At 72.4% G+C, this 16004-nt stretch carries 14 protein-coding genes; 8 read left to right on the top strand and 6 right to left on the bottom strand.

Annotated features, from left to right (window positions below; translation table 11 throughout):
* Positions 1–86 precede the first annotated feature (86 nt).
* The 8 genes from AFL01nite_RS05525 (at position 87) to AFL01nite_RS05490 (ending at position 10193) form a co-directional block, all read left to right on the top strand.
* Positions 87–878: a purine-nucleoside phosphorylase gene (locus tag AFL01nite_RS05525; protein WP_146826233.1), complete on the top strand. Its 792-nt coding sequence runs from the start codon at positions 87–89 to the stop codon at positions 876–878.
* Between the two features lie 104 nt (positions 879–982).
* Positions 983–2599, top strand: coding sequence for a phospho-sugar mutase (locus AFL01nite_RS05520; RefSeq protein ID WP_146826231.1), 1617 nt, complete (start codon positions 983–985; stop codon positions 2597–2599).
* 372 nt (positions 2600–2971) lie between these two features.
* Positions 2972–4123 carry an ROK family transcriptional regulator gene (locus AFL01nite_RS05515; protein ID WP_186813825.1) on the top strand — a complete coding sequence of 384 codons (1152 nt, stop codon included), beginning with the start codon at positions 2972–2974 and terminating at the stop codon, positions 4121–4123.
* Between the two features lie 67 nt (positions 4124–4190).
* Positions 4191–6299 carry a transketolase gene (gene tkt / locus AFL01nite_RS05510; protein WP_146826227.1) on the top strand — a complete coding sequence of 703 codons (2109 nt, stop codon included), beginning with the start codon at positions 4191–4193 and terminating at the stop codon, positions 6297–6299.
* On the top strand, positions 6296–7201 hold the full coding sequence (gene deoC, locus AFL01nite_RS05505) for a deoxyribose-phosphate aldolase (RefSeq protein ID WP_146826225.1): 906 nt from the start codon (positions 6296–6298) through the stop codon (positions 7199–7201). Before tkt ends, deoC begins: the two co-directional genes overlap by 4 nt.
* A gap of 5 nt (positions 7202–7206) precedes the next feature.
* Positions 7207–8646 carry an aldehyde dehydrogenase family protein gene (locus AFL01nite_RS05500; protein WP_146826223.1) on the top strand — a complete coding sequence of 480 codons (1440 nt, stop codon included), beginning with the start codon at positions 7207–7209 and terminating at the stop codon, positions 8644–8646.
* Positions 8647–8722: 76 nt separating this feature from the next.
* The gene (locus AFL01nite_RS05495) at positions 8723–9577 is read left to right on the top strand and encodes an aldehyde dehydrogenase family protein (RefSeq protein ID WP_146826221.1); all 855 of its coding nucleotides are present in this window, start codon (positions 8723–8725) and stop codon (positions 9575–9577) included.
* Positions 9578–9620: 43 nt separating this feature from the next.
* On the top strand, positions 9621–10193 hold the full coding sequence (locus tag AFL01nite_RS05490) for a uridine kinase family protein (protein WP_146826219.1): 573 nt from the start codon (positions 9621–9623) through the stop codon (positions 10191–10193).
* 2 nt (positions 10194–10195) lie between these two features.
* Here AFL01nite_RS05490 and AFL01nite_RS05485 read toward each other — a convergent pair whose 3' ends face one another.
* The 6 genes from AFL01nite_RS05485 to AFL01nite_RS05460 form a co-directional block, all read right to left on the bottom strand.
* Complete coding sequence (locus tag AFL01nite_RS05485; protein ID WP_146826216.1) at positions 10196–11281, bottom strand: adenosine deaminase; 1086 nt, start codon at positions 11279–11281, stop codon at positions 10196–10198.
* Position 11282: 1 nt separating this feature from the next.
* Complete coding sequence (locus AFL01nite_RS05480) at positions 11283–11738, bottom strand: MaoC family dehydratase (RefSeq protein ID WP_146826215.1); 456 nt, start codon at positions 11736–11738, stop codon at positions 11283–11285.
* Positions 11739–11810: 72 nt separating this feature from the next.
* Entirely contained in the window at positions 11811–13094 is a 1284-nt protein-coding gene (locus AFL01nite_RS05475; RefSeq protein ID WP_146826285.1) for a thymidine phosphorylase, read from the bottom strand.
* A gap of 17 nt (positions 13095–13111) precedes the next feature.
* Entirely contained in the window at positions 13112–14290 is a 1179-nt protein-coding gene (locus tag AFL01nite_RS05470; protein ID WP_146826213.1) for a cytochrome P450, read from the bottom strand.
* Positions 14287–14709 carry a cytidine deaminase gene (locus AFL01nite_RS05465; protein WP_146826211.1) on the bottom strand — a complete coding sequence of 141 codons (423 nt, stop codon included), beginning with the start codon at positions 14707–14709 and terminating at the stop codon, positions 14287–14289. Before AFL01nite_RS05465 ends, AFL01nite_RS05470 begins: the two co-directional genes overlap by 4 nt.
* Entirely contained in the window at positions 14706–15965 is a 1260-nt protein-coding gene (locus AFL01nite_RS05460; protein ID WP_146826209.1) for an ABC transporter permease, read from the bottom strand. Before AFL01nite_RS05460 ends, AFL01nite_RS05465 begins: the two co-directional genes overlap by 4 nt.
* Positions 15966–16004 lie beyond the last annotated feature (39 nt).

Genomic DNA, 16004 nt, shown 5'->3' with positions numbered 1-16004 from the left:
TCGCCGAGTGGCGCAAGAATGCCCGCCACTCGGCGAGTGGCGGGCGCTTCTGCGCCACTCGCGAAGACGGTCGCTAGGGTGACACGGTGAGCCCCTACGACCTCGCCCGCGACGCTGCCGACGCCCTCCGTGACCGCACCGGAGGGGGCGACCACGACGTCGCCCTCGTGATGGGGTCGGGCTGGCTGCCCGCCGCCGACGCGCTCGGCGAGCCGGAGTACGAGATCCCCACCGAGGACCTGCCGGGCTTCAGCAAGCCCGCCGTCGCCGGCCACGGCGGCACGATCCGCTCGGTGCGCGTGGGCGACCTGCGCGCCCTGGTGTTCCTCGGCCGCACCCACTACTACGAGGGCAAGGGCGTCGACGCGGTCGTGCACGGCGTGCGCACCGCCGGGGCCGCCGGCGTGCGCACGATGGTCCTCACGAACGGCTGCGGCGGGCTCAACCCCGCGTGGACGCCCGGCACGCCCGTGCTGATCCGCGACCACATCAACCTGACGGCCACGTCCCCGATCGTCGGCGCGAACTTCGTCGACCTCACCGACCTGTACGCCCAGCGCCTGCGCGACCTCGTCCGCGAGGTCGACCCGAGCATCGACGAGGGCGTCTACGTGCAGTTCCCCGGACCGCACTACGAGACCCCGGCCGAGGTCAGGATGGCCGGCATCCTCGGCGGCGACCTCGTCGGCATGTCCACCACGCTCGAGGCGATCGCCGCCCGCGAGGCCGGCATGGAGGTGCTGGGCATCTCGCTGGTCACCAACCTCGCCGCCGGCATCTCGGACGCACCGCTCAACCACGAGGAAGTGCTGGAGGCCGGCAAGTCGGCCGCCTCGCGCATGGGCGCCCTGCTGGCCGACCTCCTGCCGCGCGTCTGAGGCGCTGGGAGTGACGTTCGCGGGGCCGACACGCCGTGGGCGGCCCCGCAAACGTCACTCCCAGCGCTTCCTCGAGCCGGACCGGGCACCGATACGGTGAGCAGATGACTTCGCTCGACCTCGCCCGGGACTGGATCTCGCAGGATCCCGACCCGCAGACCCGCGATGAGCTCACCGCCCTGATCGACGCCGGGGAGCGGGCCGAGATCGCCGCCCGGTTCGCCGGGAGGCTGCAGTTCGGCACGGCCGGGCTCCGCGGCGAGCTGGGCGCCGGGCCCATGCGGATGAACCGCGTCACCGTGGCCCGCGCGGCCGCCGGGCTCGCGCAGCACCTGCTCGGGACGGCGTCCGACCCCAGCGTGGTCGTCGGGTACGACGCGCGCACCAACTCCGACGTCTTCGCCCGCGACACGGCCGAGATCATGCAGGCCGCGGGTGTCCGGGCGATGCTGCTGCCCGAGCACCTCCCCACCCCCGTGCTGGCGTTCGCGATCGGACACCTGGGGGCGTCGGCCGGCGTGATGGTCACCGCCTCGCACAACCCGCCGCGCGACAACGGGTACAAGGTCTACCTCGCCGACACGAGCCAGATCGTGCCTCCCGCCGACGCCGAGATCGCCGCGTGCATCGACGCCGTCGGACGGGTCGACGAGCTGGGTCGCGACACGGGTTACAGGGTGCTCGGGCCCGACGTGGCCGAGGCGTACCTCGACGCCGTCGCGGCCCTCGTGCCCGACGGGCCACGCGACCTCGTCGTGGCCTACACCCCGATGCACGGCGTCGGGGGCCGGCTGCTGGGCGCGGCCGCCGAGCGCGCCGGCTTCGCCGATCCCCTCGTGGTCGAGCAGCAGGCGCAGCCCGACCCCGCCTTCCCGACCGTCGCCTTCCCGAACCCCGAGGAGCCCGGCGCGATGGACCTCGCGCTGGCGCTCGCCGCCTCGGTCGACGCGGACGTCGTCATCGCCAACGATCCCGACGCCGACCGGTGCGCGGTCGGCGTCCGCACGGCCGACGGGCACCGGATGCTCACCGGCGACCAGGTCGGCGTGCTGCTGGCCGAGTCGCTGCTGTCGCGCGGCGTCGAGGGCAGCTACGCGTGCTCGATCGTCTCGTCCGACCTGCTCGGCCGCCAGGCCGCGGCGCACGGGCAGCCCTGGCAGCAGACGCTCACGGGCTTCAAGTGGATCGGCAAGGTGGAGGGGCTCGTCTTCGGGTACGAGGAGGCGCTGGGCTACTGCGTCGCCCCGCACATCGCGCGTGACAAGGACGGCATCTCGGCCGCCCTGCTGATCCTGTCGCTGGCGGCGTCACTGAAGGCGGAGGGCCGCACGCTCCTGGACCTGCTCGACGACATCTACCGCCGCCACGGCTGGCACGCGACCGGCCAGCTGGCCGTGCGGGTCGACGACCTGGCGGTCATCGCCACGGCGATGGAGCGGCTGCGCACCCGGCCGCCGCGGACGCTCGCCGGGGCCACCGTCTCGTCGGTCGACGACCTGGCGCTGGGCTACCGCGGGCTCCCGCCCACCGACGGCATCCGCCTGGGACTCGACGGGGGCAGCCGGATCATCTGTCGTCCGTCGGGCACCGAGCCGAAGCTCAAGTGCTACGTCGAGGCCGTCGTGGCCGTCGACGAGTCGCTGGACGCAGCGCGTGAGACCGCGGCGGCCACGGTCGACGCGATCATCGCCGACCTGTCGGCCCACCTGGGCCTGTCCTGATCTTCTCTTCCTGCGAGTGATGGCCGCCGCCGAGGCGTCGGAGTCATGCGGCAGAGGAGCCGAGGGAGTGCGACTTTGCCGCGCTCACGACGAGGGAGTCCTCGGCGGCGGCGTCCGCGGGACGGGCGAGTTGAACCCGTGGCGTCCGCTCACGGGCGGCACGGCAATGACGTCGTCGTTGACGGCGCATCATGGAGCCCCCTCCCTGAGCGAACATGGTGTCGGACGTGCTCACCACTCCCCTCCAGCGTCAGCGCCAACCGAGGCGGTCGCAACTCGAGCGGCCACCTTTCGACCGACTTCCGTCCGGCGTCGGAGGGACGTACTACGGTGACGGCGAACGAATCACGAGCCACGACCGGAGGAGGGCGGGTGTCGGGACACGGCGAGGTGCTGGCGCTCTTCCGTCGCCACGGCCCGTTGACGCGCGCCCAGGTCGTCGAGCTGTCCGGCCTCTCGCGCGCCACCGCCACGCACCGGCTCGACCTGCTCGTCCGGGCGCGGCTGCTCCGGCCGCGGGCCGACGACCGCAGCACCGGAGGGCGCCCGGCTGGCGTGTTCGACCTCGCCGAGGACCGCGGCAGCCTGCTGGTCGCCGACATCGGCAGCAGCCACGCCCGCTACGGCCTGGCCGACCTCGCGGGACGGGTCCTGACGGCCCTCGACGAGGACATCGCGATCGACGACGGGCCCGAGGTCGTCCTCGCGGGCGTCGTCGCCGCCTTCGACCGGCTCGTCACCGCCGCCGCTCCCCCGGTGCTCGGCGTGGCCATCGGCCTCCCGGGGCCGGTCGACCAGCGCACCGGCCGCCTGGTCAGCCCGCCCACCATGAACGGCTGGGACGGCGTCGACGTCGCCGACCGCCTCGCGGAGCACGTCTCCGCGCCGGTCGTGGTCGACAAGGACGCGAACCTCGTCGCGCTCGGCGTCCACCGGGCCCTGCGCGCCGACGCGGTCCCCGGCGCCGACGACCTGCTGGTGGTCAAGGTGGGCATGGGCATCGGAGCCGGCATCATCTCGCGCGGGCAGGTCCTGCACGGCACCCGCGGCGGCGCCGGCGACCTCGGCCACATCCCGCACGACGACGGACCGAAGTGCCGCTGCGGCCAGCGCGGGTGCGCCGAGGCCTCCGCGGGCGCGTGGGCCATCGCGGCCCACCTGCGCGAGCTCGGGCACCCCGTCCGCACCTCCGCCGACGTCGTCGCGCTCGCGGCCCACGGCGACCGCGACGCCAGGGCCGCCGTCCGCGCAGCGGGACGGCGGATCGGCGACGTGGTGATCGAGGCGGTCGGGGTGCTCAACCCCGCCCTGGTCGTCGTCGGGGGCGACCTCGCCGAGGCCGGCGACCTGCTGGTCGACGGCGTCCGCGAGCGCGTCTTCGAGCGCTCGCACCCGCTCGCCACCACCGACCTGTCCGTCATCGCCTCACCCCTGGGCGCCGACGCCGGCCTGCTCGGCGCGGCCCAGATGGCGGCCGACGCGGCCCTGGCCCCCGACCGGGTCGAGGCCCTCGTCGGGGGCTGATCCGACGCGTCGCTTCACTTTTGCGAAGAGTTAGACAAAAGTAGGCGCAGCCCCCTACCGTGGACCCGTGGCCTCCTCCGCGACCTCCTCCCCCGCCCTGCCCGACGGTTGGCACGACCCGCTCGACCTCGAAGCGGTCCGCCATGCACGCGTCCTGCCGCTGGACGTGGTCCAGGCGAAGGGCAACGGACACGCCGGCACCGCCGTCAGCCTCACCCCCGCGCTGTACGTCCTGTTCCAGGAGTACCTGAGCCACGACCCCGCGCGTCCCGACTGGGAGGGCCGCGACCGTTTCGTGCTGTCCGCGGGTCACACCAGCCTGTCGCTGTACCTGCAGCACTACCTGAGCGGCTACGGCCTCGAGCTCGACGACCTGAAGAAGGCGCGCGCGCTGGGCAGCCTCACGCCGGGCCACCCCGAGTGGGGCCACACCCCGGGCGTCGAGACCACCACGGGCCCGCTCGGCCAGGGCGTCGGCAACGCGGTGGGCCTGGCGATGTCCGCGCGCCGCACCCACGCGCTGCTGCAGCCCGACACGACTGCCGACGGGGGCCTGTTCCGGTACCGCACCTGGTGCGTCGCCGGCGACGGCTGCCTCGCCGAGGGCGTCTCGCAGGAGGCGTCCTCGCTGGCCGGCACGCTCGGCCTCGACGGGCTCGTCCTGATCTGGGACGACAACCGCATCTCGATCGAGGGCGACACCGCGATCGCGTTCACCGAGGACGTCGTCGGCCGCTACCGCGCGTACGGCTGGGCGATCGTCGAGATCGAGGACGCCGAGGACCCCACGGCGATCCGGGCGGGTTACGACGCCGCCCTGGCCGTCACGGACCGTCCCGTGTTCGTCCGACTCCGCACTCGCATCGGCCATCCCATGCCCACCGTGGGCGGCACCGCGGGCGCTCACTCCGGCGCCCCCGGCGAGCCCGAGGTCGCCGCCACCAAGGTCGCGCTCGGCCTGGACCCGGACCAGCACTTCGCCATGCCCCAGGAGGCGCTCGACCACGCACGCCGGGTGCGCGAGCGCGGTGCCGCGGCCCGCGAGCAGTGGGAGCAGCGCTATGACACGTGGCGCGCCGCCGATCCCGAGCGCGCCGCCCTGCACGACCTCCTGCGCGAGCGCGACGTGACGCCGCAGGCCCGCGAGAGGCTCGCCGCCCTCCGGGCCGAGCCGCAGGCGGTCGCCACGCGTGTCGCCGGCGGCGCCGTGCTCAACGCGATCTCCGCGGAGCTGCCCTGGCTCTGGGGCGGCTCGGCCGACCTCGCCGAGACCAACAACGTCGCGATCAGCGGCGCTCGCAGCTTCACGCCCACGGGCTACGCCGGCGACGAGTGGCCGGGCGGACCCGACGGCACCCTGGTCCACTTCGGCATCCGCGAGCACGCCATGGGCGCGATCCTCAACGGCATCGCCCTCGGCGGCTACTCGCACCCGTTCGGTGCGACGTTCTTCGTCTTCTCCGACTACATGCGCCCCTCCGTCCGGCTGGCCGCCCTGATGGGCCTGCCCGTCACCTACGTCTGGACGCACGACTCGGTCGCCGTCGGCGAGGACGGGCCCACGCACCAGCCGGTCGAGCACCTGTGGTCGCACCGCGCGATCCCGGGCCTCGACGTGGTCCGACCCGCGGACTGGGTCGAGACCGTCGACGCGTGGTCGCGCATCCTCACCAGCGACCGGCCGACGGGCCTCGTCCTGAGCCGGCAGGGCGTCCCCGTCGTGGGCGACCTCGTCCCCGCCGACGCGGGCGCCCGGCGCGGCGCCTACGTGCTGGCCGACGCCGACGGCACCCCCGATGCGATCGTCATCGCCACGGGCTCGGAGGTGGGGCTGGCGATGCAGGCACGCGAGGCGCTCGCCGCGGAGGGCGTCGCCGTGCGCGTCGTCTCGGCTCCCTGCCTGGAGTGGTTCGCCGAGCAGGACCGGGCCTACCGCGAGACGGTGCTGCCGCGCTCCGTGACCGCCCGGGTCAGCGTCGAGGCGGGCACCGGCACCGGCTGGCACCGGTACGTCGGCACGAACGGTGAGATAGTGAGCGTCGAGGACTTCGGCGCCAGCGGGGCCGGTGATCTCGTGCTCGCCGAGCGTGGAATCACCGTCGACGCGGTCGTGGCTGCGGTGCATCGCACCGTCGCGACCGTCCGCGAGGACCAGATGGAGGAGACCGCCCGATGACCAAGACCCTGACCGCCGGCCTGGACCGCCTGCCCGGCGTCGACCAGGTCGGACTCGAGGCCCGCGCGGCCGCGTTGTCCACCCGCTCGATCAAGACGACGTCCAAGCAGTGGGCGATCGACCTGGCGATCTCGATGGTCGACCTGACGACGCTCGAGGGCGCCGACACCCCCGGGAAGGTGCGGGCCCTCGCCACCAAGGCGCTGCGTCCCGATCCCACCGACCCGACGTGCCCCTCGGCCGCCGCCGTGTGCGTCTACCCCGACATGGTGCCGTTCGTCCGTGAGGTCGTGGGCGACCGCCTCCACGTGGCCTCGGTGGCCACCGCGTTCCCGTCCGGCCGCGCCCCGCTCGACATCAAGCTGGCCGACGTGGCCGCCGCGGTCGCCGCGGGTGCCGACGAGGTCGACATGGTCATCGACCGTGGCGCCTTCCTGGCCGGCGACCTCGCCACCGTCCACGAGCAGATCGTGGCCGTGAAGCAGGCCTGCGGCAGCGCCCACCTCAAGGTGATCCTCGAGACCGGCGAGCTGCAGACGTACGACAACGTCCGTCGCGCCTCGTGGCTCGCCATGGACGCCGGCGCCGACTTCATCAAGACCAGCACCGGCAAGGTGCAGCCGGCGGCGACCCTGCCGGTGACGCTGCTGATGCTCGAGGCGGTCCGCGACTACCGCATCGCCACCGGCCGCCAGGTGGGCGTCAAGCCCGCGGGCGGCATCCGCACCAGCAAGGACGCCATCAAGTACCTCGTGGTCGTCAACGAGGTCGCCGGCGAGGACTGGCTCGATCCGGACTGGTTCCGGTTCGGCGCCTCGTCGCTGCTCAACGACCTGCTCCTGCAGCGCCAGAAGATGCTCACCGGCCGTTACTCCGGCCCCGACTACGTGACCTTGGACTGATTCCCATGCCGAAGTTCGAATACGCACCGGCGCCCGAGTCGCGCTCCATCGTCGACCTGGCGGCCAGCTACGGCCTGTTCATCGACGGTGAGTTCACCGACGGCGGCGGCACCGCCTTCAAGACGGTCAACCCGGCCACCGAGGAGGTCCTGGCCGAGGTGGCCGAGGCCGACCAGGCCGACGTCGACCGCGCCGTCCGCGCCGCCCGCAAGGCCTACCAGCGCGTCTGGGGACCGATGCCCGGCCGAGAGCGCGCCAAGTACCTGTTCCGCATCGCCCGGATCCTGGCCGAGCGCAGCCGCGAGTTCGCCGTGCTCGAGACCCTCGACAACGGCAAGCCGATCAAGGAGTCGCGCGACGTCGACGTGCCCCTGGTCTCGCAGTGGTTCTTCTACCACGCGGGCTGGGCCGACAAGCTCGAGCACGCGGGCCTCGGCCCGAACCCGCAGCCGCTCGGCGTGGGCGCGCAGATCATCCCGTGGAACTTCCCGCTGCTGATGCTGGCGTGGAAGGTCGCACCGGCCCTGGCAGCCGGCAACACCGTCGTCCTCAAGCCGGCCGAGACCACGCCGCTGACCGCCCTGCTGTTCGCCGACGTGTGCCGTCAGGCCGAGTTGCCCGCCGGTGTCGTCAACATCGTCACCGGCGCCGGCGAGACCGGTCGCCACCTCGTCTCGCACCCCGACGTGGACAAGGTCGCCTTCACCGGCTCCACCCCCGTCGGCCGCGAGATCGCCCGCACGATCGCCGGCACCGACAAGCGCCTCACCCTCGAGCTCGGCGGCAAGGCCGCCAACATCGTGTTCGAGGACGCGCCGATGGACCAGGCGATCGAGGGCATCGTCCGGGGCATCTTCTTCAACCAGGGCCACGTGTGCTGCGCCGGCTCGCGCCTGCTCGTGCAGGAGAGCGTCGCCGAGGAGGTCCTCGACCGCCTCAAGGCCCGCATGGCCACGCTGCGCCTGGGCGACCCGCTCGACAAGAACACCGACGTCGGCGCGATCAACTCCGCCGAGCAGCTGGGCCGCATCCGCGACCTCGCCGCCACCGGCGACGACGAGGGAGCCGCCCGCTGGAGTGCTCCGTGCGAGCTGCCCGAGCGCGGCTACTGGTACGCCCCGACGATCTTCACCGGCGTCACCCAGGCGCACCGGATCGCCCGCGAGGAGATCTTCGGCCCGGTGCTGTCGGTGCTGACCTTCCGCACGCCCGCCGAAGCGATCGAGAAGGCCAACAACACCCCCTACGGCCTGTCGGCCGGCGTCTGGACCGAGAAGGGCTCGCGCATCCTGGCGATGGCCGACAAGCTCCGCGCCGGCGTGGTCTGGGCCAACACGTTCAACCAGTTCGACCCCGCCTCCCCGTTCGGCGGCTACAAGGAGTCCGGCTACGGCCGCGAGGGCGGCCGGCACGGGCTGGCCTCCTACCTGGAGGGAACACGATGAGCGAGCGCCAGCGAGTGAATCCAGTTCAATCGATGCCGGCACCGGCGTACCCTGCTCTTTCCACGGAGGTGGCGGCATGAGTGAGCGTCTCGACGTCCGCAAGACGTACAAGCTGTTCATCGGCGGGGCGTTCCCCCGCTCGGAGTCGGGCCGCACCTACGAGGTCGCCGACGCCAAGGGCCGCTTCGCGGCCAACGCCTCGAAGGCGTCACGCAAGGACGGCCGCGACGCGGTCACCGCCGCGCGCAAGGCGTTCGGCGGCTGGTCGAAGCGCACGCCCTACAACCGCGGCCAGATCCTCTACCGCGTCGCCGAGGTGCTCGAGGGTCGTCGCGACCAGCTGGTCGCCGAGGTCCGGGCCGCCGAGGGCGTCTCGGAGAAGCGGGCCGGCGCGATCGTCGACGCGGCCGTCGACACCTGGGTCTGGTACGCCGGGTGGGCCGACAAGCTGTCGCAGGTCACCGGCAACGCCAACCAGGTGAACGGGCCCTTCTTCAACCTCACCGCTCCGGAGCCGACGGGCGTCGTGGTGATCGCCGCGCCGCAGGACTCGTCGCTGCTCGGCCTGGTCGAGGTGCTCGCCCCGGTGCTGCTGTCCGGCAACACGGCCGTCGTCGTCTCGTCGCTGGCGCGGCCGCTGCCAGCGATCACGCTGTCCGAGATCCTCTCGACCTCGGACGTGCCCGGCGGCGTCGTCAACGTCCTGACCGGCGACATCGCCGAGATCGGTCCGTGGCTGGCCGGCCACCTCGACGTGAACGCGCTCGACCTGACCGGGGTCGACGACGCCGACGTGGCGCGCGAGCTCGAGGTCGAGGCGGCCGTGAACCTCAAGCGCGTCCTGCGCCCCGGCACCCCCACGGCGCAGTCGCTGGCACGGATCACGCCGTTCCTGGAGCACAAGACCGTCTGGCACCCGATCGGCGTCTGACGCGCCAGAGGACGTCCGCTCCCGTCTCGATAGCCTCGACCCCATGCCGCACGTCGTGATCCTCGCCGGTCCCTCCGGGTCGGGGAAGTCGCACCTGGCCGAGAGACTCGGCTGGACCGTGCTGCGGCTCGACGACTTCTACCACGACGCCGACCACCCCGACCTGCCCCGCAGCACGCTCGGCATCGCCGACTGGGACGACGTGCGCTCGTGGAACCTCGAGGCCGCCATGGCCGCGATCGTCGAGCTCTGCACGGCGGGCCGGACGCAGGTGCCGGTGTACGACATCTCGGTGAGCCGGGCGGTCGGCAGCCACGAGGTCGTGCTGAACGGCGACCGCTTCATCGCGGAGGGCCTGTTCGCCACCGAGATCGTCGGTCCGTGCCGCGACGCGGGCGTGCTGGCCGACGCCCTCTGCCTCACGCGGCCCCGTCCCCTGGTCTTCTGGCTGCGTCTCGTGCGCGACCTGCGCGAGTCGCGCAAGCCCCCGCTGACGCTCGTGCGCCGCGGCTGGCGGCTGATGAAGGACCAGCCGCACGTGATCGCCGCGGCCGTCGCCGCCGGCTGTCGGCCGATGCACCCCAAGCGGGCCTACCGCGTCCTGACCGCGCGCTGACGTCAGCTCGACAACGCGGCGAACCCGGGCTTGATCACGTCGTTGATCAGCACGAGCCGCTCGTCGAACGGCAGGAAGGCGCTCTTCATGGCGTTGACGGTGAACCAGCGCAGGTCGCCGAGGCTGTAGCCGAACGCGTCGGTCAGCAGGCTCATCTCGCGACCGATCGAGGTGCCGCTCATCAGCCGGTTGTCGCTGTTGATCGTGACCCGGAACCCCAGCTCGGCCAGCGGGCCGATCGGGTGGTCGGCGATCGACGTCATCCCCGGCACGGCGCCCGTCTGCAGGTTGGACGACGGGCACATCTCCAGCGGGATGCGGCAGTCGCGTATGTACGACGCCAGCCGGCCGAGGGTGGGCGTGGGCGACGCCGTGAAGTCGATGTCGTCGACGATGCGCACGCCGTGACCCAGCCGGTCGGCGCCACAGCGCTGCACGGCCTGCCAGATCGACGGGAGGCCGAACGCCTCGCCGGCGTGGATCGTGAACCGCATGTTCTCGCGGCGCAGGTACTCGAACGCCTCCAGGTGCAGGATCGGCGGGAAGCCGTCCTCGGCGCCGGCGATGTCGAAGCCGAGGACGCCGCGGTCGCGGTAGGCGACCGCGACCTGGGCGATCTCCATGCCGCGCGAGGCGTGCCGCATGGCGGTGAGCAGCTGGCCGACGACCATCGCCCGGCCCCCGGCGCGGACCTGCTCGACGCCCTCGTCGATGCCGGCCTGGACGGCCTCGACGGCCTCCTCGATCGACAGCCCGGCGTTCTGGTGCTGCTCGGGCGCCCAGCGCAGCTCGGCGTAGACCACGCCGTCCGCGGCCAGGTCGAGCACGGCCTCACGGGCGACGCGGGTCAGGTCCTCGGGGCGCTGCATGACGCCGGTGGTGTGCTGGAACGTCTCGAGGTACCGCACGAGCGACCCGGACGAGGACGCCTCCTCGAACCAGTGGCCCAGCTCCGCCGGATCCGCCGGCAGGTCGTGACCGATCGCGAGGGCGATCTCGGCGACCGTCTCGGGGCGCACGCCCCCGTCGAGGTGCTCGTGCAGGGCGACCTTCGGGACCGCGGCGATCTGCTCCGTCGTGGCCTTCATGTCAGGCGTCCATCAGGAGGGTGACGGTCTCGGCGATGCACGCCGGCTTCTCGTTGCCCTCGATCTCGACGGTGTGCTGCAGCGTGACCTGCTGGCCCTTCTCGATGTCGCGGACCTCCAGGACCTCGACGCGGTTGCGGACCTTGGAGCCGACCAGGACCGGTGCCATGAAGCGCACGCGGTTGAGCCCGTAGTTGACGCGGGCGCGATCGCCGGCGAACGCGTAGACCTGCGCGCCGAGGAACGGCAGCAGCGACAGCGTGAGGTAGCCGTGCGCGATCGTGGCGCCGAACGGGCCCTCGGCCGCACGCTCGGGATCGACGTGGATCCACTGTCGGTCGCCGGTCGCGTCGGCGAACATGTCGATGCGGTCCTGGTGGATCTCGGTCCATGAACTGACGCCCAGCTCCGACCCTGAGGCTGCGGCGATCTCGGCTCGGTCATTCAGGATGCGCATGGTCACGAACCTACCGTGCGGAGCTTTTGCCCAGCCCGAGCACGCGCGGCCGGAACCCGCCCTTTGCCTCCGTCAGCCGATGCGGTCGATGACGAGCGGCGTGGTCTCGGCCGCGGTCTCGCCGATCGACCAGCCGCCCTCGAGCGCCTGGTGGGCGCGCTCGAAGCGCTCGGGGGTGTCCGTGTGCAGGGTCAGCAGCGGCTGGCCCGCCCGCACGGTGTCGCCGGGCTTGGCGTGCAGCTCGACGCCGGCGCCGGCCTGGACGGACTCGCCCGGCCGCGATCGCCCGGCACCGAGACGCCACGCGGCCACCCCGACGGCGTACGCGTCGAGCGAGGTCAGCACGCCGTCGGCATCGGCCGTGACGACCTCGGTCTCGCGAGCGGTGGGCAACGGGGCGTCGGGGTCGCCGTCCTGGGCGCGGATCATGGCCTTCCAGGCGTCCATCGCGCGGCCGTCGGCCAGCGCCTCGGCGGGGTCGACGTCGGTCACGCCCGCACCGGCGAGCATCTCGCGGGCCAGGGCGACCGTGAGCTCGACGACGTCGGCGGGACCGCCACCGGCGAGCACCTCGACCGACTCACGCACCTCGAGCGCGTTGCCCGCCGTGAGCCCCAGAGGAACCGACATGTCCGTCAGCAGCGCGACCGTGCGGACGCCGGCGTCGGTGCCCAGGGCGACCATCGTCTCGGCCAGCTCGCGGGCGTCGCGCTCGTTCTTCATGAAGGCGCCCGAGCCGACCTTGACGTCGAGCACGAGCGCTCCCGTGCCCTCGGCGATCTTCTTGCTCATGATCGAGCTGGCGATGAGCGGGATGGCCTCCACGGTGCCCGTGACGTCGCGCAGCGCGTAGAGCTTCTTGTCGGCGGGAGCCAGGCCCGAGCCCGCGGCGCAGATGACGGCGCCCAGGTCCTCCAGCTGGGTCATGATCTCGTCGTTCGACAGCGCGGCACGCCAGCCGGGGATGGCCTCGAGCTTGTCGAGGGTGCCGCCGGTGTGGCCGAGCCCGCGACCCGACAGCTGCGGCACGGCCACGCCGCAGGCGGCGACGAGCGGTGCCAGCGGCAGCGTGATCTTGTCGCCGACTCCCCCGGTGCTGTGCTTGTCGGCCGTCGGGCGCGACAGGGACGAGAAGTCCATCCGCTCGCCCGTGGCGATCATCGCGGCGGTCCAGCGGGCGGTCTCCCGGCGGTTCATGCCGTTGAGCAGGATGGCCATCGCGAGGGCCGACATCTGCTCGGGCGCCACGACCCCGCGCGTGTACGCGTCGACGACCCAGTCGATCTGGTCGTCGGTCAGCTCGTGGCCGTCGCGCTTGGCGATGACGACGTCGGTGGGGGCGAACTTCTCGGTCATCTCTCGCTGCCGCTCGGTCATGCGGACACCTCGATGCTCTCGTAGCCGCGCAGCACCCACGTGGGGCGGCGCGGGGACTCGCCCGTGAGGACGAGGTCGGGGAATCGCTGGAGCAGCGCCCGCAGCGAGATGCTCAGCTCGAGGCGCGCCAGGGGTGCGCCGAGGCAGAAGTGGATGCCGAGCCCGAACCCGACGTGCGGGTTGGGGTCGCGCCCGACGTCGAAGCGGTCGGCGTCGTCGAACACCGCGGCGTCGCGGTTGGCCGAGCCCATGAGGCAGGCGACCTTCTGGCCCGCCGTGACGACCTGGCCGGCCACCTCGACGTCCTTCGTGGCGGTGCGCTCGAACAGCTGCAGCGGCGCGTCGAAGCGGATGAGCTCCTCCAGCGCGATCTCGATGGGCACCTCGCCGCTGGTGACCCGCGCGAGCTGGTCGCGGTGGGTGAGCAGGGCGTGGAACCCGTTGCCGAAGGTGTTGACGCTGGCCTCGTGCCCGGCATTGAGCAGCAGTACCACCGTGGCCACGAGCTCGTCGTCGGAGAAGCCCTTCCCCGCGTCGGTCTCGGCGATGAGGTCGCTGACCAGGTCCTCCCCAGGCTCACGACGGCGCATCGCGATGACGTCGCGCACGTAGTCGGAGAACGCCGTGCTCGCCTCGAGCGCCTCGGCCTTCGTGGCCTCGTCGATGTCCTTCTCGTACATGTGGACGATCGCCTGGCTCCACCGGCGCAGGTCCTCGTGGTCCTCGCGCGGCACGCCGAGCAGGTCGCAGATCACGTAGACCGGCATGGGCTCTGCGTAGTCGGCCAGCACGTCGAACCGCTCCGGCAGCGCGGCCACCATGTCGGCCGCGAGCGCCTCGATGCGCGGGCGCATCCGCTCGACGTGGCCCCGGCCGAACGCGCCGGCCAGCAGCCGCCGCATCCGGGTGTGCGCCGGCGGCTCGTTCTCCATGAGCTGGTTGCGGTGCAGGGAGTTGAACGGCTCCATCTCCTCGACGGGCTCCCAGTCGTGCCAGAGCCGGCCGAAGGCACGGTTCTTCAGGACGGCCCCGACCGTGGCGTGGTCGGTGGCCAGCCACGTCGACCACGGCTCGTGCCAGACGAGCGAGCCCTGACGACGCAGCTCGGCCAGCGCCGGGTAGGGATCGCGCAGGAAGTCCGCGTCGGTGGGGTCGAAGGCGGTGAGGGTGGTCATGCCTGTTCGAGGTCCTCCGCGTCGAAGGCGTCGGGCAGCACCTGGGCCATCGTCTTCACGCCCGAGGCAGTCAGCAGTTCGCAGGTGGCGCCGCCGTTCTCCCACAGCAGCTGGCGGCAGCGGCCGCAGGGCATCAGCAGCCGGCCTTGACCGTCGACGCAGACGACGGCGCGCAGGCGGCCGCCACCGGTGGAGTGCAGGGCCGAGACCATGCCGCACTCGGCGCACAGGGCGACCCCGTACGCGGCGTTCTCGACGTTGCACCCCAGCACGACACGGCCGTCGTCGACGAGGCCGGCGGCGCCGACCTTGTACTTCGAGTACGGCGCGTAGGCGCGGCCCATGACCTCGACCGCGTACTTCTGCAGGGAGTCCCAGTCGACCGGCGCGTCCGCCGGGGTGAAGCCGAAGCCGCTCATCCGGCACTGCCCTTCCGATAGATCTTGCCGTCGGCCGCGGGCATCCTCAGGTTCTGGCTGAAGACCGCGAGCACTAGCAGCGTCGTGACGTACGGCGTCATCGTGGCCAGCTCGTTGGGGATCTCGTCGCTCAGCAGGTAGATGCCGGCGACGACGATGCCCAGGACGGCCGCGATCAGCGCGGAGCGCCGGCCGTGCTGGCGGAACTGCCAGATCGCCAGCATCACGAGGAAGACCGCGACCAGCAGCAGCAGCGCGTGGACGGTCTCGCCGCCGCCGCGCAGGCGCAGCGTGTCGGTGTAGCCGAACAGCGTGGCGCCGGCGAACAGGCCGCCCGGTCGCCAGTTGCCGAAGATCATGGCGGCCAGGCCGATGTAGCCGCGGCCACCGGTCTGCCCGTCGCGGAACGCGTTCGCGGCGACGAGGGCCAGGAAGCCGCCCGCCAGGCCGGCGAGGCCGCCCGACACGATGACCGCGATGAACTTGTAGCGGTAGACGTTGACGCCGAGCGACTCGGCCGCGGCCGGCGACTCGCCGACCGAGCGCAGCCGCAGGCCGAAGGCCGTGCGCCACAACAGCCACCAGGTCAGCACGAACAACGCGATCGCGATGATCGTGAGCGACGACATGTTGGTCACCAGCGCGCGCAGGACCGAGGCGACGTCCGAGATGAAGAACCAGTGCTTCTGCTCGATGTCGCTCAAGGGGTCGGACAACCCGGAGATCGTGATGCTGGGCAGTCGGTCGATCTGCGGGGACTGGGTCTGGCCGCCGCCCTGCACGCCGCTGAACGCCAGCGCCGCGAGGTACTGCACCGCGCCCGCCGCGATGATGTTGATCGCGACGCCCGAGACGATGTGGTCGACGCCGAAGTACACCGTGGCCACCGCGTGCAGGAGGCCGCCGGCGGCACCCAGCAGGATCGCGCCGAGCACGCCCTGCCACGGACCGTAGAAGTAGCCGAAGTAGCCCGCACCGAAGGTGCCGAGGATCATCATGCCCTCGAGGCCGATGTTGACGACGCCGGCCCGCTCGGACCACAGGCCGCCGAGGCCGGCCAGCCCGATCGGGACGGCCGCGATCAACGTGGCGCGGATGGTGCCCGAGGAGTCGAGGTCGTCGACGCCGGTGACGAGGCGCAGCAGCGACATCACGACGAGGATGCCGGCCAGGCCGATCAGCAGCCACGGCCAGGTGAGGTGGAAACGCTTCGCCGGACCACGCGTGGTGGCGATGGGATCGGTGCGGACGCTCATGCCGACACCTCCTCAAGGGAAAGACGATAGGACGGTGAC

The organism is Aeromicrobium flavum (genome assembly GCF_007992115.1).
Taxonomy (GTDB): domain Bacteria; phylum Actinomycetota; class Actinomycetes; order Propionibacteriales; family Nocardioidaceae; genus Aeromicrobium; species Aeromicrobium flavum.
This window is presented reverse-complemented; position numbering and strand designations above follow the sequence as displayed.